The organism is Streptomyces sp. NPDC005141 (assembly GCF_053599975.1).
On the sequence record NZ_JBSFYW010000041.1, the window covers coordinates 62,812 to 84,001 of the forward strand.

The window sequence follows — 21,190 nt, forward strand, 5'->3', positions numbered from 1 at the left end:
CTCGGTTACGTACGGACGGGGGCCGCGTCCGGCTCACCTCGGCGCCGTCGAACCCTTCTCGAAGGCCTCCCGCGTGAGGAAGGCGAGCAGGGCGGGCTTCTCGGGCAGATGGACCTCGGGCAGGTCGATCTCGGGGAGCACGATGTCCCCGGCCGGGACGAAGCCCTGCCGGGTCAGGCGGGCGATGGCCTTGGCGTTGCGGGCGTCGGGTTCGACCACGGCCCGCCGCCGGTCGAGGCCCGTCAGCGCGTACGCCAGGAACGCGGCCAGCAGTGTCGACGACCAGCCCGGCCGCTCGCCGCCCCCGGGGGCCGGGGGTCCGATCAGCAGGTGGACGCCGATGTCGCCGGGCCGGACCTCGTAGCACTCGCTGACCCGGTCCGCCTCGGGCTCGTACGTCTGGAAGAGCGCGGCGGGCACGCCGTCCTTGACCGCGAGGAAGGCGTGGTGGGTGTCGAGCGAGTCGAGGTGGAGGTAGGTCTCCAGTACCTGTTGCCGCGTGAACCCGGTCATGCCCCAGTACGCGGCGCGCTCCTCGGTGACCCAGCCGTGCAGGACGTCGAGGTCGGCGTGCGGGTCCACGGGCAGCACCCGGACCGTGCCGAAACCGTCGACCGGCTGCTCGTGGACGGCCTCGCGGGCGTCGGCGTACGTCTCAGTCGTCATGGCTCTCCTTGGTCAGCGCGTTCCAGTCGGTGGTCACCGGGACGAGATCTCCCCCGAGCCACAGGGGGAGTTGGTCCCGGTGGTGGGCCGCGCCGGGAACGCCGTCGGCGCCGAACGGCACCACCCAGAGGCTGTTGTCCCGGTCGGCGAGGTCCCAGACGTACCGGGCCGCGGGTCCGCGGGCGCTCAGGTCGGTCAGTCCGGGCACCGACGACGTGCTCAGGACACAGTCGTTGTCGCCGGACACGGCCGGTTCGTCGTACGCGGTGTCGGTGAGCGCCCGCCAGGGGGCGAGACGATGGGTGTCGCCCCAGGTGCGCGACGCGGGCCGGGCGGCCACCTCCTCGACGGCCGCGCGCACCGCCTCGTCGCGGTCGATGCCGTACAACTCCCGTTCCGTCAGCAGGTTCTCGAGGGCGAAGGCGACGCGCGGGACGAGCGCGAGCCAGGGCAGGAAGACGGCCGGGTGGGCGGGCGGCTCGGCCAGGACGGCGAGGGCCGGGTGGGCCGCGAGCCGTCGTACGACCGCGCCCCGCACCTCCGCGAACACCGCCGCCGTGCCGCTGTCGGCGTCCATGTGCCGGTTCCAGCGCAGGAGCCGGTCCCTGAGCTCGGCCGCGGGACCGGACAGTTCCAGTGCGGCCAGCCGGTCCAACAGGGCGGCGGCGGAGGCGAGATGGGTGTCCATGTGGATGGCCGGCATGTCCCCCGCCGACCACTTGTGGCCCGCGTCGAGCAACTGCCGGATGCGGGCGGCTCGGTGAGGCGGGGAGAACTCGACGCCGAGCGGGGCCGCGGGACCGCGCTGGTTCGCCATCACGGCGACGCCGTCCTCGACCGGGCCGTACGGCATCTCGTGCCAGCCGGTCCACTCGTGCCCGGCCTCCCAGGCGGGCACCACCCGAGTGCGGTTGGCCGTGCCGCGGACCGGGACCCGGCCCGCGACGCGGTGCAGCAGCCCGCCCTCGGTGTCGGCGGCCTGCACGACGTTCACCGGCTCCGCCCAGGCGTCGAACGCCCGGTCCACGTCGGCGACCCGGCGGGCCCGCAGCAGCGGGAGGAGCGCGCCGAATCCGAGGTCACCCGTCACGCGGGGCGGATAGCGGAGGCTGATGGTCTCCTCGGCGCCGACGCCCCCGATCACCACGGGACCGCGTGCCGTCTCGATCACCTCGACCTCGACGGATTCACCGCCGGCCACCTCCACCCGCTCCACGTGCCGCGCCGCGGCCCGCCACACACCGTCGGGATCGAGGGCCTCGACGGCTTCCCCGTCCCCGGCGTCCACGAGGCGCAGCCGCTCCCGGTAGAGGTCCTGGTAGTCGGCCATCGCGTTGGTGATCGCCCAGGCGACCGTTCCGGCGTGGGCGAAGTGCGCGATGCCCGGGACGCCGGGGACGGCGATGCCGACGACGTCGAACTCCGGGCAGGAGAGACGGATCTGCTGGTAGACGCCGGGGTCCTCGATGAAGCGGTGCGGGTCGCCGGCGATCAACGCCTGCCCGGTGGTGGTGCGTTGGCCGCTCACGAGCCATCCGTTGCTCCCGGCCGTGCCCGGTCCGTCCATGGCGAACAGCCCGACCGCGTCCGCGCCCAGCCGCCGTACGACCTCCTCGCGCCACAACTTGGCGGGGAACCCGGCGAAGAGGATGTGCGTACCGAGCCAGACCCCCAGCGGGGTCCAGGGCTCCCAGCGCCCCGGAGCGAGCCCGCTCGCCGCGAACCCGGGCGCGCGACCGGCCCCTTCGGCCAGTCCGTCGTTGACCCCGTCGACGTACGAGACGATCCACGCGGCGGTCTCGGGGTCCCGTTCCGCCAGGGTCTCGAAGCAGCGTCGCGCGGTGTCGTCGAGCCGGGCCTGACGGGCGAACCGGTCCCAGCCGACGGCCTCCGCGCCGAGGAACGCGGCCGAGGTGCCCTGGAAGCGGTGCCGTTCGACCTCCAGCTGCCAGGCCCGGTCCACCGCGGTGATCCGGCCCTGGGCGCGGGCGAGTTCGTTCGCGCTGCCGGCGCGCAGGTGCGGGATGCCCCAGGTGTCACGGTAGATCTCGGCGGTCACGGTCCATCCCCACTCATATCAGGTTAGGCTAACCTAACTCACTCCCCTGAGATCGTACGTGCGGGTCGCCGGCCCGCCGAACCCGGGCGGCACGACCGAGCGTCCCGCCCCCGCACGCGGGATCATCGATCCATGGACGTCACTCTTCACCTCGCCCAGCAGCCCGAGGCCGACGAACTGCTCGGCCGCAGCCCGCTCGCGGCCCTGGTCGGCATGCTGCTGGACCAGCAGGTGCCGATGGAGTGGGCCTTCGCGGGGCCGTACACGATCGCTCAGCGCATGGGGGCGGACGATCTCGACGCGAACGAGATCGCCTCGTACGACCCGGAGAAGTTCGCCGCGCTGCTCTCGGCCAAGCCGGCCGTGCACCGCTATCCCGGTTCCATGGGCAAGCGCATCCATCAGCTGTGCCAGTACCTCGTCGAGCACTACGACGGAGACGCCACCGCCGTCTGGAAGGACGCCGGGACCGGCGACGAACTCCTGCGGCGCCTCAAGGAACTCCCCGGCTTCGGTCCCCAGAAGGCCCAGATCTTCCTGGCCCTCCTCGGCAAACAGCTCGGCGTCCGCCCCAAGGGCTGGCGGGAAGCGGCGGGCCCCTACGGCGAGCCCCAGTCCTTCCGCTCGGTCGCCGACATCACCGGCCCCGAGTCCCTCGCCAAGGTCCGCGCCCACAAACAGGAGATGAAGGCCGCGAAGGCCTCCGGCAAGTAACCCGGGGCCCGGGGAACCGGCGTTCCCACCCTCCCCGGCACGGGTGCCGGCCCCCAACCTTCTTTTCGCCCCCTCCGCCCCTACCCATCCCACCCCTGGGGCTCCGCCCCAGACCCCGCTCCTCAAACGCCGGAGGGGCTGGATCTTGCGCGGGAGGGGCCGTGCCGGTACATCCCGCATGTCCGTCGCTTACTTTCGGATCGAGCAGCAGTTCGCACAGATAGCCCACGTCTGATCCAGCGGCGACGGACTGGGATGTACCGGCACGGCCCCGACCCACCCACCGGACCCGCACGCGCACCCGCACCCGCACCCGCACCCACACCCGGGAACCGGACCCCGCACGCGCGCCCCAGCCGTACGCCAACAGGGCGTATCTCCCCTCCGGCACGGTGGGTCACCCGCCTCCGGTGGGGACATCACGCTCATGAGCACCGCTCCGCGCCACCCGCACCCCCGTCCGACGGGCAGCCCGTGGCTCCGGATCCTCGTGGTGCTCGTCGTCGCGCTGCTCGCGACGGGCTCACACCCGGAGGCGTTCACCGCAACGGCCGCCACCGCGGTCACCGGCACCACCGAGGGCGCCGCGGAGCACGACGTACTCGACACGGCCCTGCGCCCACCACCCCGACAGGGGCACCGCGCACTCGCCGCGCAGCGTCCCGCCACTGGAATCCCGGCGCATCGGCCCGACCTCGTACCGGCACCGGCGTCCGCCGTGGCCATGCCCGCGCCCATCACCCCCGCCCTGCACACGCTCCGCTGCGTGGTCCTGCGCTGCTGACAGACCCGGCTTCTCCGCCGAACCGGCCACCGGCCCACGAGCCACCGGCCACCGGTCACCGGTCACCGGTCACTCACCAGCGAACGCCGAACACAAGGACAGGACACACCCATGCCCAGCGATCCGTACGCAGTGCTGCGCGCCCTCCTGCGCGCAGAAGCCGCACGCGACAACTCCCCCAAGTCCGGCCCTCGCCCCGAACGGCGCCCCGTCCCCCGCACCGGCCCGGACGAACAGCGGCCGGGCACAACCCCGGAGGACCCGCGCGTCTGACGACCTGGAGCAGACAGCGGACAGCGGACGCCGGAGGGCGGCCGCCCCACCCGGGGCGGCCGCCGTCCGGCTGAACCCCCTCCTGAACGAACCCCCTCCCTACTAGCGCCGCTTCCGCGCCGTCCCGAAGATCGACCGAGTGATCTCCCGCCCGATCTGCGTCCCCACCGACCGGGCCAGGGACTTGAACAGCCCGCTGCCGACGACCTGCTCGACGACGGAGGCGTCCTCCTTCGGCCGGCTCCGGCCCCCGGAGCGCGCGGCTTCCGGCGCACCCCGCCCACCCGGTGACGGCGAGGCGGGAGAGGACGGCGTCGGCCGTGAACCGGAGTCCGCCCCACCCCCGGCCTGCGCCGCCGTCAACTTCTCGTACGCCGACTCACGGTCCACGGCCTGGGCGTACCGCCCGTACAACGGCGAGGCCCGCACCGCCTGGTCGAGCGCGCCCGCTTCCACCGGCCCCATCAGGGACTGCGGCGCCCGCAGCCGGGTCGCCGCGACCGGCGTCGGAGCGCCCTTCTCGCTCAGCACGGTGACGACGGCCTCGCCGGTACCCAGGCCGGTGAGGACCTCTTCGAGGTCGTACGGGGAATCGGGGAACGTCTTCACCGTGGCCTTCAGCGCCTTCTGGTCGTCCGGCGTGAAGGCGCGCAACGCGTGCTGGACCCGGTTGCCGAGCTGGGCGAGGACATCTCCGGGGACGTCCTTCGGCGTCTGCGTCACGAAGAAGACGCCGACTCCTTTCGAGCGAATGAGCCGGACGGTCTGCGTGATCGAGTCGAGGAAGGCCTTCGACGCGTCGTTGAAGAGCAGATGGGCCTCGTCGAAGAAGAAGACGAGCTTCGGCTTGTCGGCGTCGCCGACCTCCGGGAGGTCGTGGAAAAGGTCGGCGAGCAGCCACATCAGGAACGTCGAGAAGAGCTGCGGTTTGTCCTGCACGGCGGGCAGTTCGAGGACCGACACCACGCCCCGGCCGTCCGACGCCGTACGCGTCAGCTCGCTCGTGTCGAACTCCGGTTCCCCGAAGAAGGGGCTCATGCCCTGCGCCTCGAACGCCGTGAGGGAACGCAGGATGACGCCCGCCGTGGCGGTGGACAGCCCGCCGATCCCCTTCAGTTCCTGCTTGCCCTCGTCCGAGGTCAGAAAGGCGACGACCGCGCGCAGGTCCTTGAGGTCGACCAGTTCCAGGCCCTTCTGGTCGGCGTAGTGGAAGATCAGGCCGAGCGACTGCTCCTGGGTCCGGTTGAGCTGGAGCACCTTGGACAGCAGCACCGGTCCGAAGCTGGTGACCGTGGCCCGTACGGGAATGCCGTGGCCCAGGCCGCCGAGCGCGTAGAACTCCGCCGGACAGCCGCCGGGCGTCCACTCCTGGTCGACCTCCCGGGCCCGCTCCTGGACCTTCGTCCCGGGCTCGCCCGGCACCGAGATCCCGGAGACATCGCCCTTGACGTCGGCGAGGAAGACCGGCACGCCCTGTGCCGACAGCTGCTCGGCGATCAGCTGCAGTGTCTTGGTCTTGCCGGTGCCGGTGGCTCCCGCCACCAGGCCGTGCCGGTTGAGCATCGGCAACGGGACGCGGATCTGCGCGTCGGGCAGGCACGTCCCGTCCCAGAGCAGCGCGCCCAGATCGAGGCCGGGACCCGCGAAGGCGTAGCCGGAGGCGATCTTCAGGGCCTCCTGCGGGAGCGCGGAGCCACGGACCGCCTCTTCGGAAGCGGTCCCAGCGGCAGCCGAGGGCATGGTCTCGCTGTCACTCATCTCAGACCCCTGTTCCCGATTTGCGATGATTTACGGCATCTTTTCCAGCGTCGCACTCCGTCGCCATGGCTGCGCCCGGAAGGTCTTGACCGGTAGGCTTTCCGTGTGATCTTCAAGCGCATCGGAAACGGCCGGCCGTACCCCGACCACGGCCGGGAAAGCACCCGGCAGTGGGCGGACGTCGCGCCGCGCCCGGTCCGCCTCGATCAGCTCGTGACGACCAAGGGCCAGCTGGACCTGGAGACCCTCCTCGCCGAGGACTCCACTTTCTACGGCGACCTCTTCGCGCACGTCGTCAAGTGGCAGGGCGATCTGTACCTGGAGGACGGCCTGCACCGCGCCGTCCGCGCCGCGCTCCAGCAGCGCCAGGTGCTGCACGCACGCGTCCTTGAACTGGACTAATGGCCACGGCTTGACCCCAAAGGGTTGAACTGAACGCCGAGCAATGATCATTTAGTAGGCATCGAGGTCTCGGCGCACTACGCTGCGCCCATGAGCATGCTTACTCCCCCTGGCATGGGTGGCCAGTACCGGATCACGGGGGACAAGTACCCGCGGATGCGCCGACCCCGTGGACGTCGCAGGCTCGCGTTCCTGGTCGTCGCCTCCGTCACCGCACTCGGGCTGATCGGGTGGGGGACCCTGCAGCTCATCGACGTCTTCACCGGCGGTGGTGACACGGCCACGGCCGCGGGCGCCAAGGCCGACTGCGGCTCGAAGGTCACGCCCTCGGCGAAGGCCTCCGCGGCGTCCGCCAAGCTCGCGGCCGCCCTGCCCAGGCCCGGTCAGATCACCGTGAACGTCCTCAACGCGACGCCCCGCGGCGGGCTCGCCAAGGAGACGGCGGACGAGCTGAAGAAACGCGGCTTCAAGATCGGCGACGTGGGCAACGCGACGGCCTCGTACGACAAGAAGGTCGCGGGCGCCGGGATACTGCTCGGCGCCAAGGGCGCCGACCAGGCCGCGCTCCCCGTCCTCAACACCCAGCTCTCCGGCGCCGAGCTGAAGACCGACGGCCGCGCGCAGGCCACGACGGTCGACCTCATCATCGGCACCGGTTTCAAGGCGCTGACGAAGAAGGAGGACGCCGACAAGGCGCTGACCGTCCTGGCTCAGCCCAAGCCCGCGCCCTCCACCTCGAAGAAGAGCTGCTGATTCCGGGGCTGCTCCGCCATCGCGGCGGAGCGGCTCCGGTGTCGCCGCGGAGTTACTCGGCGGCCCCGTACATGCGGTCTCCGGCGTCGCCGAGACCCGGCACGATGTAGCCGTGCTCGTTCAGGCGCTCGTCGACCGAGGCCGTGACGACGGTGACCGGCGTGCCCGCCAGATCGCGCTCCATGAGCTCGACACCCTCCGGGGCGGCGAGGAGGACCACGGCGGTGACGTCGTCGGCGCCACGCTTGATCAGCTCCTGGATCGCGGCGACGAGCGTGCCGCCGGTGGCCAGCATCGGATCCAGGACGTACACCTGGCGACCGGAGAGGTCGTCCGGCATACGGGTGGCGTACGTGGAGGCCTGAAGCGTCTCCTCGTCGCGCACCATGCCCAGGAAGCCCACCTCGGCGGTCGGCAGCAGCCGGACCATGCCGTCGAGCATGCCGAGGCCCGCGCGCAGGATCGGCACGACGAGCGGGCGCGGGTAGGAGAGCTTGACGCCCGTGGTCGGGGAGACCGGGGTCACGATGTCGACCTGCTCCGTGCGGACGTCGCGGGTGGCCTCGTAGGCGAGCAGGGTGACCAGCTCGTCGGCGAGGCGCCGGAAGGTCGCGGAGTCGGTGCGGCGGTCGCGCAGGGTGGTGAGCTTATGGGCGACCAAGGGGTGGTCGACGACGTGGAGACGCATGTCCACAACAGTAGCCGGGCTCCCGCCGCCCGCCACCGTCCCGCCCGTCAAGGCCCGTCCCCCGGCATCACCCGTCCGCTGGCATCAAACCGCTCATCAGAGGGAAGGTGGGAGGGACGGACCTGGGGTGGTGTGCCAATGCGGAACCCGGAAGAGGAGTCCTCCGAGCGGCCGGAGAGTGACGCCGAACGCAGGAGGCGACGGGCCCAGTTCCTGCGCGACCTGGCCGAGGCACGCGAGCTGCGCGACCGGGTCCAGCCCCGTCGCGCCAAGACCGCCCGGCTGCGCCACGCCATGCGTATGCGCACCTTCCGCTGGTAATCCGCCGCCCGTCACGGCCACCGACCCGACACACCGCGCCCATCGCCGGCCGTGGGACACCGTGACCGACGTCGGTCGACGTCAGCACAGCGACCGTCAACGCGCGGCCGTCGCCACGCCCACGCCGAACCCGCCGGCACGCCCGAGCCGAACCCGGCGGCACGCTCCAGCCGAACCCAGTGACACGCCGGAAGCGAACCCGCGGCACGCTCCAGCCGAACCCAGTGACACGCCCACGGCCACACCCGCGCCGAGGTGGTGGAACGCCCGGTGAGCAGGTGAAACGCCAACGCCGAGTCGGCGTCCCACGTGCACCGCGGCCGCCACGCCGCCGCCCGTGAAAGTCGCCGCGCCGACGCGCCCGCGTCGCCGTGGCCGCCACGCCGACGAGGAAGCCGGCGACACCGCGCGCCGTAGGTGAGTGACACGCCCGCACCACGACCGGGGGCACACCCGCCGTGAACTAGTGACGCGCCCGCACGCCACTCGATGGCACGCCCGCCGTGCGGGGATGACGCGCCCAGACCGCGGTCGGCGGCTCGCCCGTGGGAAACCGGCCGCCCGGCCGCCGTGGAAGCGGGCCGCGCCCGTCCCACGAGGGGCGGTGCGGTGGCCGTGTCGGGCCGAGAGGTGCGTACGCGGCGCGGCCATCCGCGTACGATCCGCTGTTAGCGATCAAAGGAGCAGACACAGCAGGCCGAAGACGTCCCCTGAACGCTCTGTTTCTGCCACGATTCCGAGTGGGCGGGGCTCGGAGCAGCACTCCCCGCCCACAGCCTCCGCCGGGGGGAACCCCAACCGGCACGCCTATGACCAGTGGGAGAGTCACGGTGTACTTCGCCGCACTGCTCGCGCGCACCGAAGACGGGTGGCAAGCGAGCGATACAGAGCTCGACGATGTGGAAACCCTGTCGGATCTGACCGACCTGGCCCGTGAAGTCTCGGACGAGGACACGGTGCTCGTGCTCATCGAGCAGGAGGACGCGTGGTTCGGCGTCGTCCGCGTGGACGGCGAGGAGGATCCGCGTATCTACGTCTCGGACGCCGCCGCGGCTGCCCGCAGTTCGTACGGCGAGATCCTGCTCACGGACGAACTACTAGGACGGGAACCGGGCGACGACGACGCCGACCTGGACTCCCTCGACCTGGACGGTACGGAGGACGGTGAACCCGAGGACTCCGCGGACGACGACGAGGAGGCGCAGGGGAGCGTGTCCGGCGATGCCGTGTCTCACAGCCCCGTCGGGGACCGCTACATCCTCGCGGACCTCGGAGTGAGCGAGAGGGAACTGCTGGCCCTGGACGAAGGCGACGCGCTCAGCACGATCGCCGACGCGCTGGGAGCGGCAGAGGTCCTGGAGACCGTGCGCTAGGCCCCGCAAGGTGGGCCAGGCCTCCTGCCCGGGGCAGGAGGCCGAGTACGCCACGGTGCGGGGCGGGGCGGGCCCGTTAGGCCGGGGGCAGGTGCCTGCCGTCGGCTCCGGCGGGATTCCGCTAGGTTCCCCGGGTGAGCACCCCCCACCAGGTACCTCGGCCGCCCGATCCCGTACGTGATCCATGGCGGGCACCGATGCGGCTCGCTCTGGACGAGGCACGGCTGGCCGTTCGGGGCGGGGACGTTCCCGTCGGTGCCGTCGTGCTGGCCCCGGACGGTACGACCGTGCTCGCCGCCGGGCACAACGAACGCGAGGCCACCGGCGACCCGACGGCGCACGCCGAGGTCCTCGCGCTGCGCAGGGCCGCCGAGCGGCTCGGTGAGTGGCGGCTGTCCGGCTGCACGCTCGTCGTCACCCTGGAGCCCTGCACGATGTGCGCGGGCGCGCTCGTGCAGTCCCGTGTCGAGCGGGTGGTGTACGGCGCCCGCGACGAGAAGGCGGGTGCGACCGGCTCCGTCTGGGACGTCGTCCGCGACCGGCGGCTCAACCACCGGCCCGAGGTGATCGAGGGCGTCCTCGCCGAGGAGTCCGCCGCACTGCTCACCGACTTCTTCCGCGACCGCTGACCGAGCACCGGCCGGCTCCTGCTGAACTCCTGCCGGGTACCTGCCGAGTACCTGCCGACTGTCCGGCGCACGCCCCGCACGGAACGTCCGGAGCCGCCGAAACGGATTTCAGACCATGGCCCACCTTGGGGTAAGGTCTCCCTCGGTAGCGTGTCCGAGCGGCCGAAGGAGCTCGCCTCGAAAGCGAGTGTGGCGCAAGTCACCGAGGGTTCAAATCCCTCCGCTACCGCTTCTGAAGGGCCTCGTCGAGAGACGGGGCCCTTCGTGCGTTCCGGGGGCGGGGGCTTCGTACGGCTCCGGGCACGGAAGAGCCCCGGCGCCGCTCGGTCGCCGGAGCCTTCCGCACCCGCAAGGGTTCTCCGCTCCCGCGGAGGACGGGGGAAGCGGCGCCATCGGGGGACGGCCGCTCCCCCCGACGGGAAGGACCGTCAAGTCCACGCCGCCGTCTCGGGGGGAAGTCTGCGGCGAGGACCCCGCAGTGAGGTCCCTCCAGGCCCCGTGGACTCCTGCCGATTCCGCCGGGGCTCCCTGCCATCCTGCGCCGCCGGAGCGCCGCTCCGGCCCGGCAAAAGGCCTCGACCAGTGGGCCGTTGGTCCTTAAAGAGGGCGTGAAGGTTACACTCACCGCCGGCACAGGGGGCCCACCGGGCGCAGCAGTCACAGGGGAGGCCGCGATGGCGGTGAATTCGAAGAAGATCGCCATCTATGTACTCGTGGTCTTCGTGCTCTACGTGATCATCACGGATCCGGCCAAGGCCGCCGATTACGTCCAGATAGGCTTCGAGGGCATATCGAGCGCCGCTCAGGCCGTCGGCGACTTCATGAGCTGGATCGCCGACGGAGCCCAGAACTGACGCCCGGCGCCGACACCCGCAAGGCTGGGCCCCGCACGGCGGAGCCCGCGGACGGGCCCGCGCGGCAGGGATTCCGCGTGCCCCTCAGCGAGCGGGCGTGCCGGGCAAGGGCGCGACCGAGTAGAGAACCGCACCACCAGGGAGTGCCCTTGATCCGCCATCTGGTCCTCTTCAAGCTCAACGACGGTGTCGGGCGCGACGAGCCCCGCGTCGTCGAGGGCGTCGCCGCCTTCCGCGCGCTCGGCGGGCAGATCCCGGAGCTGCGGTTCTGGGAGTGCGACTGGAACATCACCGACCGGCCCATCGCGTACGACTTCGCGATCAACTCCGCCGTCGAGGACACCGACGCCCTCAAGCGCTACCTGGAGCACCCGGCGCACCAGGCCGGCGTCGCGCTCTGGCGGGAGTTCGCCACTTGGGTGATCGCCGACTACCCGTTCTGACGATTCTTGATCGCACGCTCTTCCGGAGCCCCTGAACGCAACCGGTCAGGGGTTTTTGCCGCCCTACGGCCCGACTCGCCTTCAACTCGGCTCCAACACGGCGTTATGCGGTGCTTGCACACAGTGCACATGTCTTGTGATGCTATGACCGCTTTTGACGGATGAGTTGACGGATACGTTGACGGATCGTTGACGAATGAAGAGGTGGCGTTGACCGTGTCGGCCAGTACTGCGCCGCCCCAGGAGGAAGCCCCGGCCACGGCCCAGGCACCGGCCCTCACGCCCGCCCCGGCCCCGGCCACGCCTCCGGCACAGACCACGGCACCGAACGCCGCACCGAGCGCCTCGACGAGTGCCTCGACCAGCCCCGGCCCCTCACCCAGCCCGGAACCCGGCCCCGCGTCGGACCCCGCGCCCGGTCCCGCGCCGATCCAGGAGGTCACGCACGAGCGGCGTCGCGGCGCCGACACCCGGGCCCTCACCCAGGTGCTCTTCGGCGAACTCAAGACGCTGGAGCCGGGCACCCACGCGCACAACAGGGTCCGCGGCGCCCTCATCGAGGCGAACCTCCCGCTCGTCCGGTACGCGGCGGCCCGCTTCCGCTCCCGCAACGAGCCGATGGAGGACGTGGTCCAGGTCGGCACCATCGGCCTGATCAACGCGATCGACCGCTTCGACCCGGACCGCGGCGTGCAGTTCCCCACCTTCGCGATGCCGACGGTCGTCGGCGAGATCAAGCGGTACTTCCGTGACAACGTTCGCACGGTCCACGTACCGCGCCGGCTGCACGAGCTGTGGGTGCAGGTGAACAGCGCGACCGAGGACCTGACGACCGCCTTCGGGCGCTCGCCCACCACCGCGGAGATCGCCGAACGGCTGCGCATCACCGAGGAGGAGGTGCTCTCCTGCATCGAGGCGGGGCGGTCGTACCACGCGACCTCCCTCGAAGCGGCCCAGGAGGGCGACGGACTGCCGGGACTGCTCGACCGGCTCGGCTACGAGGACCCCGCACTCGACGGAGTCGAACACCGCGACCTCGTACGGCATCTGCTCGTACAGTTGCCCGAACGGGAGCAGCGGATCCTGCTGCTGCGCTACTACAGCAACCTCACTCAGTCACAGATCAGCGCCGAGCTGGGAGTGTCCCAGATGCACGTGTCAAGGCTCCTCGCCCGCAGCTTCGCGCGTCTTCGATCCGCAAACAGGATCGAGGCGTAACCGAAAAGAGCGAATCGCTCAAGCTTGCATTTTCTGTCGTTTCAGCGCTGAAAAACCGTCAGACCCCCTTTTTCCAGGGCCTATTCACCCTCTCCATGTCGACATGTCACTACAGCGTGTTGCCGACATGTGACATTCTTCCGGAAGCGCGTTTGCCGCGGCCTCGCCTCCGGTATTCAGGTGGAGGCTGCGTTCCTCCGACGGGAGCGATTGCCGCGACCGTCCGCGACCCAAAGGGGGTGGCATGTCCGCAGATCAGGGCAGCTCGAAGGTGCTCACGCTCACGAAGAGCGACACAGCGCCCGAGGCGCACGCCGCGCTTCACGATGTCCCTGCCGCCGAGGCCCCGGAAGCCGTTCTGGTCCCCGAGTCCTCGGGCGCCATCGACACCCGGACCCTGTCCCGCTCCCTCTTCCTGCGGCTCGCCGCACTCGCCGAGAACAGCCCGGAGCGTGGCTACGTCCGGGACACCCTCATCGAGCTCAACCTCCCGCTCGTCCGGTACGCGGCGGCCCGCTTCCGCTCCCGCAACGAGCCGATGGAGGACATCGTCCAGGTCGGCACGATCGGCCTGATCAAGGCGATCGACCGCTTCGACTGCGAACGCGGCGTCGAGTTCCCGACCTTCGCGATGCCGACGGTCGTCGGCGAGATCAAGCGGTTCTTCCGCGACACGTCCTGGTCGGTCCGCGTTCCGCGGCGACTCCAGGAGCTGAGGCTCGCCCTCACCAAGGCCAGCGACGAGCTCTCCCAGAAGCTCGACCGTTCGCCGACGGTCGCCGAACTCGCCGCCGTTCTCGGGGTGTCCGAGGAGGACGTGGTCGACGGCCTCGCCGTCGGCAACGCGTACACCGCGTCGTCGCTCGACTCGCCCGCCCCGGAGGACGACGGCGGTGAGGGATCCCTCGCGGACCGCCTCGGCTACGAGGACACCGCCCTGGAGGGCGTGGAGTACCGCGAGTCGCTCAAGCCGCTGCTCGCCAAGCTGCCGCCCCGCGAGCGCCGGATCATCATGCTCCGCTTCTTCGCGAACATGACCCAGTCGCAGATCGGCGAGGAGGTCGGCATCTCGCAGATGCACGTCTCCCGTCTCCTCACCCGCACCCTGGCCCAGCTGCGGGAAGGCCTCATCTCCGACTGACCGCCCCACGCGGGTTCATAATTGACGGATCGTCAGCCACACTGGCGCGATGCGTCACGAGTCGATACGCGGTCGCCGAGGTGCCCTGGTGGGTGCCTCGGCGGCCGTGCTGTGTCTGGGCGGAGCACTGGCCGCGTGCGCGGGCGACGGGAGTGGCGGCGGCTATGTCGCCGTCGGGGCCGCGGGTGGCTCTCCACGGGCGTCCGGTGCGGTGGTGGCGCCTTCGGGCGAGGTGTCCCTGGTGCCGCTGCGCGGCGCGATCACGGACGGCTTCAACGCCGCTGGGAACAAGGGGAGTTCCGGCACCGGGCAGGCGGCGACCGGCGATCCGGGCTCGCTCCCGGCCGGCGGCGGTGACCCGGAGAGCTCGGACGCGCCTACCGGTGGTCCGGGAGGCGCGGGGGGTTCGGGAGCCGAAGACGGTGGTCCGGGAGGCGCGGGGACCGACGCCGGTGGCGGGTCCTCGTCGTCCTCGGGCGGCGGGTCCTCCGCCTCCTCCGGCGGCGACTCCGGCCGTACGGGCGGGAGTTCGGGTCATTCCTCCGCCCCGCCCGCACCCGGGGCCACGGCGAGCGCCGGGCCCGCCGTGCTCGGCGTGAGCGACACCTCGCGCGCGGCCGCCGATCACCGGTGGTGCGAGAAGGTGACCGTCTCTCTCCGCAATACCGGTGGTACGGCGGTGCGTTCGGGCACGGTGACGTTCGGGACGCACATCATCGGGTCGCTCGGGATCGACTGGGCGACGATCGGGTCGACCGAGCCCCTTCCCGCGCCGATCGCCGCCGGCGCGAGGAAGAGCAAGACCTGGACGGTGTGCGTCGACGCGTGGCGGGTGCCGCTGGGCATGCACGTCGAGACGCGGGACGTATCCGTCCGGTGGGAGTAGGGCGCGCGGCCCCGCTCGTCTACTTGAGCGCGAGCCAGGCCACCGCGGCGACGACCAGGACGGCGACCACGACGCCGATGATCAGACCCACGCGCGGACCCGCCGGAGCGGCCGCCTGCTGCTGCCGGCCCTGGGGGGCCTCGTCGACGAACGCACGGAACATCTGGGTGCTGCCCGCGGGGTCGTAGTTGCCCTCGGGGCCCTGGGTGTTTGCCATAGGCCAGGACCCTAGCGAATACGCGGGGGCTGCCCAAGTGCAGGGTTCCCCTTCACGCCGACCGCGACGGACCTTCACTCGGCTCACGACGCGCCGTCACACCGGCCTCGAGGCGCCTTCACATCGGCGCTCACCCGTCGCCCCGCCCGCCCTGACCTCTCACCCTGCGGACCTGGCGAGACCCCGCCGCCGGGCACTCTCACCGGCCGTGCCCCGTAACCGGACGTCGCGAGTGGCACGCCCACCCGGACCTGACGGGTGGCGTGCCCACCCGGGTCGAACGCGCCCCCTGGCGAACGAGAGGCCGGCCACCGGCTCCCACCTGCGCGTTTACATTCGCCAATGCTTGCCTTTGCCAAGTTTTTAGCACTGAAGCACCGAACTCGTTTGCCTGCGGCAACCAACTGCTTTTATGGTTGCCCTAAGCAACGAATACGGGAGGTGCGATGGCCGAGCAGGCGCAGTACGAGGAATTGGCTCGTCAGCTCAGTGCCATCGGTGCCGTGAAGAGGGACATGGGACGGATCCTGCCGCCCGACTGTCCCGGAGGCTCCGCCGCCGTGCTCACGCTGCTCGGCCGGTACGGCGAGATGCGGATGAGCAGGCTCGCGGAGCTGCTGTCCGTGGACATGTCGGTGACCAGCCGCCATGTCGCGCACGTCGCCGACCGGGGCTGGATAGAACGGTCCCCCGACCCGGCCGACAAGCGCTCACGCATCCTGCGCCTCACCGGCGCCGGCCAGGAGCAGCTCGACGAGCTCTCCCTGCGCACATCGCGGCTGCTCGCCGACCGGCTGAGCCACTGGTCCGACGACGAGGTCGGACTGCTCATCGAGCTGATGGGCCGGCTGCGCGAGAGCTTCGGCGACTGCCGCTCCACGCAGCGGACGCCCGCGCACCCTCCCTCGTATGCGACAGACGTATCAGAACTGACCACCCGTACACCCGCGTAAGTACGTAAGAAAAGGAACCGCATGGCAACGACCACACCAGCCGGTGTGCGGGGCTCTCACGCCAAGCACGGAGGCGTCGCCGACGGCGCTCCGATGACGCACCGGCAGATCATGGAGGCGCTCTCCGGGCTGCTGCTCGGCATGTTCGTCGCGATCCTGTCGTCGACGATCGTCACCAACGCGCTCCCCGAGATCATCGGCGACCTGGGCGGCGGCCAGTCCGCCTACACCTGGGTCGTCACAGCCTCGCTGCTGGCCATGACCGCGACCACACCTCTGTGGGGCAAGCTCTCCGACCTGTACAGCAAGAAGGCGCTCGTACAGATAGCCCTCATCATCTACGTACTGGGATCGGCCGCCGCCGGTCTGTCCCAGAACCCCGGCATGCTCATCGCATGCCGTGTGGTGCAGGGAGTCGGCGTCGGCGGTCTGTCAGCGCTCGCCCAGATCGTGATGGCCGCGATGATCTCCCCGCGTGAGCGCGGGCGCTACTCCGGCTACCTGGGCGCGACGTTCGCCGTCGCAACCGTCGGCGGCCCGCTGCTCGGCGGTGTCATCACCGACACCAGCTGGCTCGGCTGGCGCTGGTGCTTCTACGTCGGTGTGCCGTTCGCGATCATCGCGCTGATCGTGCTGCAGAAGACCCTGCACCTACCCGTCGTGAAGCGGGACGTGAAGGTCGACTGGGGCGGCGCGTTCTTCATCTCCGCCGCGGTCTCGCTGCTGCTGCTCTGGGTCACCTTCGCCGGTGACAAGTACGACTGGGTCTCGTGGCAGACGTACACGATGATCGCGGGCGCGATCGTCCTCGGACTGCTGTTCGTCCTCGTCGAGTCCAGGGCGAGCGAGCCGATCATCCCGCTGCGGCTGTTCCGCAACCGCACCATCACCCTCTCCTCCCTCGCCTCGCTCTTCGTGGGTGTCGCGATGTTCACCGGCACCGTCTTCTTCAGCCAGTACTTCCAACTGGCGCGGGACAAGTCCCCGACGATGTCCGGTGTCATGACGATCCCGATGATCGCCGGCCTGTTCGTCTCCTCCACGGTCTCCGGCCAGGTCATCACCAAGACCGGACGGTGGAAGTACTGGCTGGTCAGCGGCGGCTTCCTGGTCACCGCGGGCCTCGGCCTCCTCGGCACCATCCGCTACGACACGACCTACTGGCACATCGCGATCTTCATGGCGCTGCTGGGCCTCGGCATCGGCATGATGATGCAGAACCTGGTGCTCTCCACGCAGAACCAGGTGGCGCCGTCCGACCTGGGCGCGGCGAGCTCCACCGTGACGTTCTTCCGTTCCCTCGGTGGTGCGATCGGCGTCTCCGCGCTCGGCGCGGTCATGGCCAACCGGATCACCGACTACGTGAAGGACGGGCTGACCGACCTCGGCCCCAAGTACGCCTCCCTGGGCTCGGGTTCGGACTCCAGCTCCAGCATCCCGGACATGGACAAGCTGCCCGCGCCGCTGCGCACCGTGATGGAGAGCGCGTACGGCCACGGCATCGCGGACGTCTTCCTGATCGCCGCGGGCATGGCGCTGATCGCCTTCCTCATCGTGCTGTTCATCAAGGAGGTCCCGCTGCGGACGTCCGGCGCGCTGGCGCAGGCCGCCGCGGAGAAGTCCGGGGAACCGGTCACCGAGGCTCCCGTCGCCGAAGCCGTCGAGGCCGCGGCCACCGCGGCCCTCGCCACCACCGAGGCGGCCCCCGAGGGCACGCAGCGGCTCGCCGCCGTCGCCACCGCGACGAGGGAGGCCACCGCGCAGCCCGCGTCCGGCGGCATCACGGTGCACGGTCAGGTCCGCGGCGCCGAGAGCGCGCCCGTGCCGCAGGCCGCGGTCACGCTGATCTCACCGGCGGGACGGCAGCTCGGCCGCTCGGTCTCACAGGCCGACGGTTCCTACGCGGTGGACGCGCCCGGTGTGGGCTCCTACGTCCTGATCGCCTCCGCCGACGGCTTCCAGCCGCAGGCCTCGACGATCGTCGTGAACGACGAGCCGCTCGCGTACGACATCCTGCTGAGCGGCACCAGCGGGCTGAGCGGTGCCGTCCGGTCGGCCGAGGGCGGTGACCCGGTCAAGGACGCGATGGTGATCGTGACCGACGTCCGCGGTGATGTGCTGGCCTCCGGAACCACCGGTGAACAGGGCGAGTTCGCCTTCGCCGAACTGGTGCCCGGCGTCGTGACGGTCGCGGTGAACGCCGCGGGTCACCGGCCGCGGGCGCTGCCCGTCGAGGTCGGTGGCGCCGGGGTCACCCGGGTCGAGGTCGAGCTCGACCCGGGCGCCCAGGTCCAGGGTGTCGTACGGGCGCCGCACGGCCCCCTGTCCGACGCCCGCGTGACGCTCGTGGACGCGGCAGGCAACGTGGTCGGCACGGCCAGGACCGGCGGCGACGGAGCGTACGCCTTCACCGACCTGGACGGCGGCGAGTACACCGTCATCGCGGCGGGCTATCCGCCGGTGGCGACCGCGCTGACCGTCGGCGGCCGTGGCGTGGACGACCACGAGATCGAACTCGCCCACCCCGGCGAGTAGTCCGAGCCCCGGCCCGTGGGGATGCGCGCACTCTGAGCGGAGGTGCGCCCCCACGGGCCGGTTTTCATTGCTTCATCGCAAGGAGTTACTGCCATGGGACTGACCGCGAAGATCCGTACCCGGGACGGATGGGCCGTGTCGCACGCGGTCGTCACGGTGACCGACGCGGCCGGCGCGCAGGTGCTGCGGGCCGAGGCGGACACCGACGGAACCGTGCACGACACCACGAGCCTCGAGCCCGGCGCGTACACGGTGATCGTGACCGCTCTCGGGTACGCGCCCGCCGCGGCCGGAGCGATCGTCACGGCAGCGGGGCGTGCCGAGGTCGGCCAGGTGACACTGGCCCGCCAGGGCGGCACCGAGCTGCCCCCGCCGGGACCGTGGACCATCGACCCGGCGCACTCCTCCGTCGGCGCGGTCGCCCAGCACCTCGGCATCTCCAGCGTGCACGGCCGCTTCACGGACTTCGCGGGCCGCATCGAGATCGCCCCCGACGACGTGGCCGGGTCGCGGGTCGAGGCGACGATCTCGGCCGCCTCCATCGACACCGGCAACGGCATGCGCGACACCCACCTGAAATCGCCGGACTTCCTGGACATCGAGAAGTACCCGCGGATCACCTACCGTTCGACGGACCTGACGCCGGCCGGCCCCGACCGCTGGACCGTGCACGGCGAACTCACCCTGCACGGCGTCGTACGTCCCGTCGACCTCGACCTCGCCTACCTCGGCACCGGCGCCGACCCCTGGGGCGGCACCCGCGCCGCGTTCCGCGCGACCGCCGAACTCCACCGCGAGGACTTCGCCATGCACTACAACCAGATCGTCCAGGCGGGCATCTCCGCCATCGGTACGACCCTCAGGGTGGAGCTGGACATCCAGGCGGTGCAGGGAGACGCGCTGCCGGCGGCGTGAGCGCGCCTCACCCGCCTACTCGCCCTCGCTGGCGTCCACGATCCGCCGGGCCAGGTCACGGAGCTTGATGTTCTCCCGCTGGGAGGTCCGCACGAGGCTGTCGAAGGCCTCGGACGCGTCGATGTCGAGCCGCTCCATGAGGATGCCCGTGGCCTGCCCGATCAGATCGCGGGTGCGCATCGCCTCGGTGAGCTGCTCGCGCATGGTCACCGAGTCCAGCGCGATGCTGACATGCGCGGTGAACAACCGCCCGATCCGGGTGGCCGACTCGTCGAAGGCGCGGGGCTTGCGCGCGTACGCCGTCAGGACGGTGAGCCGCCGCTGGTCGACCCGCAGCCGCAACGACAGCACCGATCGCAGCCCGAGGCCCGACAGCGCGAGCTCCCCGTCCCCGTCGGCCGAGGAGCTGTCCTCGATCCGGGCCACCGGCGCCGTCCAGAGCCGGTTCCAGTACGGGTGATGCTCACGGTCCCCGGTCAGGGCGTCGACGGAACGGACGACCTCGTCCGTCCAGGCCAGGGTCTGCCGGTGGGCGTTGCGCTCGATGACGGAGATCCCGGCGTGCTCGGCGCCGGGCAGGATGTGCACGGCCAGCCGGACGGCGGTGCGCAGGGTGTTGTGGGGACTCGCCGTCTCGTGCAACTGCTGCGCGGCGACCATCAAGGAATCGGCCAGCTCAAAACCCGTAGCACAACGGGACAATTCAGAAAACTCGGACGCAGCCACCACGAACCTCTTCGGCATGCACGGCCATACGGCCATGCGCAGGAGAGCTCCGCAGCACATTCCTGACTGCGAGCACAGGACGAACAGCACTTTAGCTGCTCCGATCGGGTCCGGTGCCGCCCACCGGCTCAGCCCGCGGGCGACTCCGGGGCACGCGGCCTAGGCTGATCGCATGGCACCCAACATCGCGACGAACACCTCTGTCTCCCTGGACGAGTTGCTGGACTTCGTGCGCCCCCGGCACCGGGCCGTCCTGCTCACCCGCCGTGCCGACGGCAGCCCCCAGGGGTCCCCGCTCACCTGCGGTGTCGACGACTCGGGGCGCGTCGTCCTCTCGACGTACCCCGAGCGAGCCAAGACGCGTAACGCCAAGCGGGACGAACGGGTCAGCCTCATCGTCCTCAGCGACGAGTGGAACGGCCCCTGGGTCCAGATCGACGGCACCGCCGAGGTCCTCGACTCCCCCGACTCCGTCGAGCCGCTCGTCGAGTACTACCGGAACATCGCCGGTGAGCACCCCGACTGGGACGAGTACCGAGAAGCCATGCGCAAGCAGGCCAAGTCGATCATCCGCATCACCCCCACCCGCTGGAGCCCGGTGGCCACCGGCGGCTTCCCGGCCCACCTGGCCCCCCAGGACTAGCCCGCCCGAGCCAAGCCTTCCTTCGCCCCTACCCGTCCCGTACCTAAGACTCCGCCCCAGCCCCCCGCTCCTCAAACGCCGGAGGGGCTGAAATCTTCCCCGGGGCCAGGGGCTGAAATCACCACAGCGCGCCCGCAGCCGTCCGCGCACGGGAGGGGCCGTGCCGGTACATCCCAATGTCCGTCGCTTACGTCCGGATCGAGCAGCGGTTCCCTCCTGGACCCACGTCTGATCCAGCG

At 71.0% G+C, this 21,190-nt stretch carries 23 protein-coding genes and 1 tRNA gene; 18 read left to right on the forward strand and 6 right to left on the reverse strand.

All coding sequences use genetic code 11. From position 1 onward, the window contains the following. Nucleotides 1–33: 33 nt before the first annotated feature. Both ACWD68_RS27885 and ACWD68_RS27890 read right to left on the reverse strand, forming a co-directional pair. Entirely contained in the window at nucleotides 34–666 is a 633-nt protein-coding gene (locus ACWD68_RS27885; protein WP_451809205.1) for a GNAT family N-acetyltransferase, read from the reverse strand. Continuing rightward, the gene (locus ACWD68_RS27890) at nucleotides 656–2,725 is read right to left on the reverse strand and encodes a penicillin acylase family protein (protein ID WP_451809206.1); all 2,070 of its coding nucleotides are present in this window, start codon (nucleotides 2,723–2,725) and stop codon (nucleotides 656–658) included. The genes ACWD68_RS27885 and ACWD68_RS27890 overlap by 11 nt, the downstream gene beginning before the upstream one ends. Before the next feature lie 132 nt (nucleotides 2,726–2,857). Between ACWD68_RS27890 and ACWD68_RS27895 the strand changes: the two genes are divergently transcribed. From ACWD68_RS27895 to ACWD68_RS27905, 3 genes are all read left to right on the forward strand, one after another. Further along, a complete protein-coding gene (locus ACWD68_RS27895) occupies nucleotides 2,858–3,439 on the forward strand; it encodes an HhH-GPD-type base excision DNA repair protein (protein WP_451809207.1) in 582 nt (193 codons plus the stop codon). Nucleotides 3,440–3,866: 427 nt separating this feature from the next. Beyond that, nucleotides 3,867–4,223 carry a hypothetical protein gene (locus ACWD68_RS27900; RefSeq protein WP_451809208.1) on the forward strand — a complete coding sequence of 119 codons (357 nt, stop codon included), beginning with the start codon at nucleotides 3,867–3,869 and terminating at the stop codon, nucleotides 4,221–4,223. Between the two features lie 111 nt (nucleotides 4,224–4,334). Continuing rightward, nucleotides 4,335–4,496, forward strand: coding sequence for a hypothetical protein (locus ACWD68_RS27905; protein ID WP_451809209.1), 162 nt, complete (start codon nucleotides 4,335–4,337; stop codon nucleotides 4,494–4,496). Nucleotides 4,497–4,598: 102 nt separating this feature from the next. Here the strand turns inward: ACWD68_RS27905 and ACWD68_RS27910 are convergent, their stop codons facing one another. Next, entirely contained in the window at nucleotides 4,599–6,254 is a 1,656-nt protein-coding gene (locus ACWD68_RS27910) for a helicase HerA-like domain-containing protein (protein ID WP_451809210.1), read from the reverse strand. Nucleotides 6,255–6,359: 105 nt separating this feature from the next. Here ACWD68_RS27910 and ACWD68_RS27915 point away from each other — a divergent pair, with 105 nt between their 5' ends. Next, nucleotides 6,360–6,656 carry a type II toxin-antitoxin system VapB family antitoxin gene (locus ACWD68_RS27915; RefSeq protein WP_003999914.1) on the forward strand — a complete coding sequence of 99 codons (297 nt, stop codon included), beginning with the start codon at nucleotides 6,360–6,362 and terminating at the stop codon, nucleotides 6,654–6,656. A 114-nt stretch (nucleotides 6,657–6,770) separates the two neighbouring features. Next, nucleotides 6,771–7,409, forward strand: coding sequence for a LytR C-terminal domain-containing protein (locus ACWD68_RS27920; RefSeq protein ID WP_451809222.1), 639 nt, complete (start codon nucleotides 6,771–6,773; stop codon nucleotides 7,407–7,409). 52 nt (nucleotides 7,410–7,461) lie between these two features. On the opposite strand, the gene upp is transcribed toward ACWD68_RS27920, so the two are convergent. Next, nucleotides 7,462–8,097 carry a uracil phosphoribosyltransferase gene (gene upp / locus ACWD68_RS27925; RefSeq protein ID WP_261703858.1) on the reverse strand — a complete coding sequence of 212 codons (636 nt, stop codon included), beginning with the start codon at nucleotides 8,095–8,097 and terminating at the stop codon, nucleotides 7,462–7,464. Nucleotides 8,098–8,235: 138 nt separating this feature from the next. Here upp and ACWD68_RS27930 point away from each other — a divergent pair, with 138 nt between their 5' ends. From ACWD68_RS27930 to ACWD68_RS27970, 9 genes are all read left to right on the forward strand, one after another. Continuing rightward, a complete protein-coding gene (locus tag ACWD68_RS27930; RefSeq protein ID WP_451809211.1) occupies nucleotides 8,236–8,418 on the forward strand; it encodes a hypothetical protein in 183 nt (60 codons plus the stop codon). Nucleotides 8,419–9,248: 830 nt separating this feature from the next. Continuing rightward, nucleotides 9,249–9,791 carry a tRNA adenosine deaminase-associated protein gene (locus tag ACWD68_RS27935; protein ID WP_451809223.1) on the forward strand — a complete coding sequence of 181 codons (543 nt, stop codon included), beginning with the start codon at nucleotides 9,249–9,251 and terminating at the stop codon, nucleotides 9,789–9,791. A 197-nt stretch (nucleotides 9,792–9,988) separates the two neighbouring features. Then, nucleotides 9,989–10,420, forward strand: a complete 432-nt coding sequence (gene tadA, locus ACWD68_RS27940) for a tRNA adenosine(34) deaminase TadA (RefSeq protein ID WP_451809224.1) — start codon at nucleotides 9,989–9,991, stop codon at nucleotides 10,418–10,420. Nucleotides 10,421–10,564: 144 nt separating this feature from the next. After that, nucleotides 10,565–10,649 (forward strand) — tRNA-Ser (locus tag ACWD68_RS27945). Between the two features lie 445 nt (nucleotides 10,650–11,094). Beyond that, the gene (locus tag ACWD68_RS27950; protein WP_451809212.1) at nucleotides 11,095–11,274 is read left to right on the forward strand and encodes a hypothetical protein; all 180 of its coding nucleotides are present in this window, start codon (nucleotides 11,095–11,097) and stop codon (nucleotides 11,272–11,274) included. A gap of 149 nt (nucleotides 11,275–11,423) precedes the next feature. After that, nucleotides 11,424–11,717, forward strand: a complete 294-nt coding sequence (locus ACWD68_RS27955; RefSeq protein WP_451809213.1) for a Dabb family protein — start codon at nucleotides 11,424–11,426, stop codon at nucleotides 11,715–11,717. A 210-nt stretch (nucleotides 11,718–11,927) separates the two neighbouring features. Then, the gene (locus tag ACWD68_RS27960) at nucleotides 11,928–12,935 is read left to right on the forward strand and encodes an RNA polymerase sigma factor SigF (protein WP_451809225.1); all 1,008 of its coding nucleotides are present in this window, start codon (nucleotides 11,928–11,930) and stop codon (nucleotides 12,933–12,935) included. Between the two features lie 244 nt (nucleotides 12,936–13,179). Next, nucleotides 13,180–14,076, forward strand: coding sequence for an RNA polymerase sigma factor SigF (locus tag ACWD68_RS27965; protein ID WP_451809214.1), 897 nt, complete (start codon nucleotides 13,180–13,182; stop codon nucleotides 14,074–14,076). 49 nt (nucleotides 14,077–14,125) lie between these two features. Continuing rightward, on the forward strand, nucleotides 14,126–14,962 hold the full coding sequence (locus tag ACWD68_RS27970) for a hypothetical protein (protein WP_451809215.1): 837 nt from the start codon (nucleotides 14,126–14,128) through the stop codon (nucleotides 14,960–14,962). Between the two features lie 19 nt (nucleotides 14,963–14,981). Here ACWD68_RS27970 and ACWD68_RS27975 read toward each other — a convergent pair whose 3' ends face one another. Continuing rightward, nucleotides 14,982–15,179, reverse strand: coding sequence for a hypothetical protein (locus ACWD68_RS27975; protein ID WP_451809216.1), 198 nt, complete (start codon nucleotides 15,177–15,179; stop codon nucleotides 14,982–14,984). A 446-nt stretch (nucleotides 15,180–15,625) separates the two neighbouring features. Here ACWD68_RS27975 and ACWD68_RS27980 point away from each other — a divergent pair, with 446 nt between their 5' ends. The 3 genes from ACWD68_RS27980 (at nucleotide 15,626) to ACWD68_RS27990 (ending at nucleotide 19,582) form a co-directional block, all read left to right on the forward strand. Then, nucleotides 15,626–16,132: a MarR family winged helix-turn-helix transcriptional regulator gene (locus ACWD68_RS27980; RefSeq protein WP_451809217.1), complete on the forward strand. Its 507-nt coding sequence runs from the start codon at nucleotides 15,626–15,628 to the stop codon at nucleotides 16,130–16,132. Nucleotides 16,133–16,153: 21 nt separating this feature from the next. Beyond that, nucleotides 16,154–18,667, forward strand: a complete 2,514-nt coding sequence (locus ACWD68_RS27985) for an MFS transporter (protein ID WP_451809218.1) — start codon at nucleotides 16,154–16,156, stop codon at nucleotides 18,665–18,667. A 93-nt stretch (nucleotides 18,668–18,760) separates the two neighbouring features. Next, nucleotides 18,761–19,582 (forward strand): YceI family protein, encoded by an 822-nt coding sequence (locus tag ACWD68_RS27990; RefSeq protein ID WP_451809219.1) that lies wholly within the window; start codon nucleotides 18,761–18,763, stop codon nucleotides 19,580–19,582. Nucleotides 19,583–19,597: 15 nt separating this feature from the next. Here ACWD68_RS27990 and ACWD68_RS27995 read toward each other — a convergent pair whose 3' ends face one another. Next, entirely contained in the window at nucleotides 19,598–20,326 is a 729-nt protein-coding gene (locus tag ACWD68_RS27995; RefSeq protein ID WP_451809226.1) for a GAF and ANTAR domain-containing protein, read from the reverse strand. Between the two features lie 154 nt (nucleotides 20,327–20,480). Between ACWD68_RS27995 and ACWD68_RS28000 the strand changes: the two genes are divergently transcribed. Further along, the gene (locus ACWD68_RS28000; RefSeq protein WP_451809220.1) at nucleotides 20,481–20,951 is read left to right on the forward strand and encodes a PPOX class F420-dependent oxidoreductase; all 471 of its coding nucleotides are present in this window, start codon (nucleotides 20,481–20,483) and stop codon (nucleotides 20,949–20,951) included. Nucleotides 20,952–21,190 lie beyond the last annotated feature (239 nt).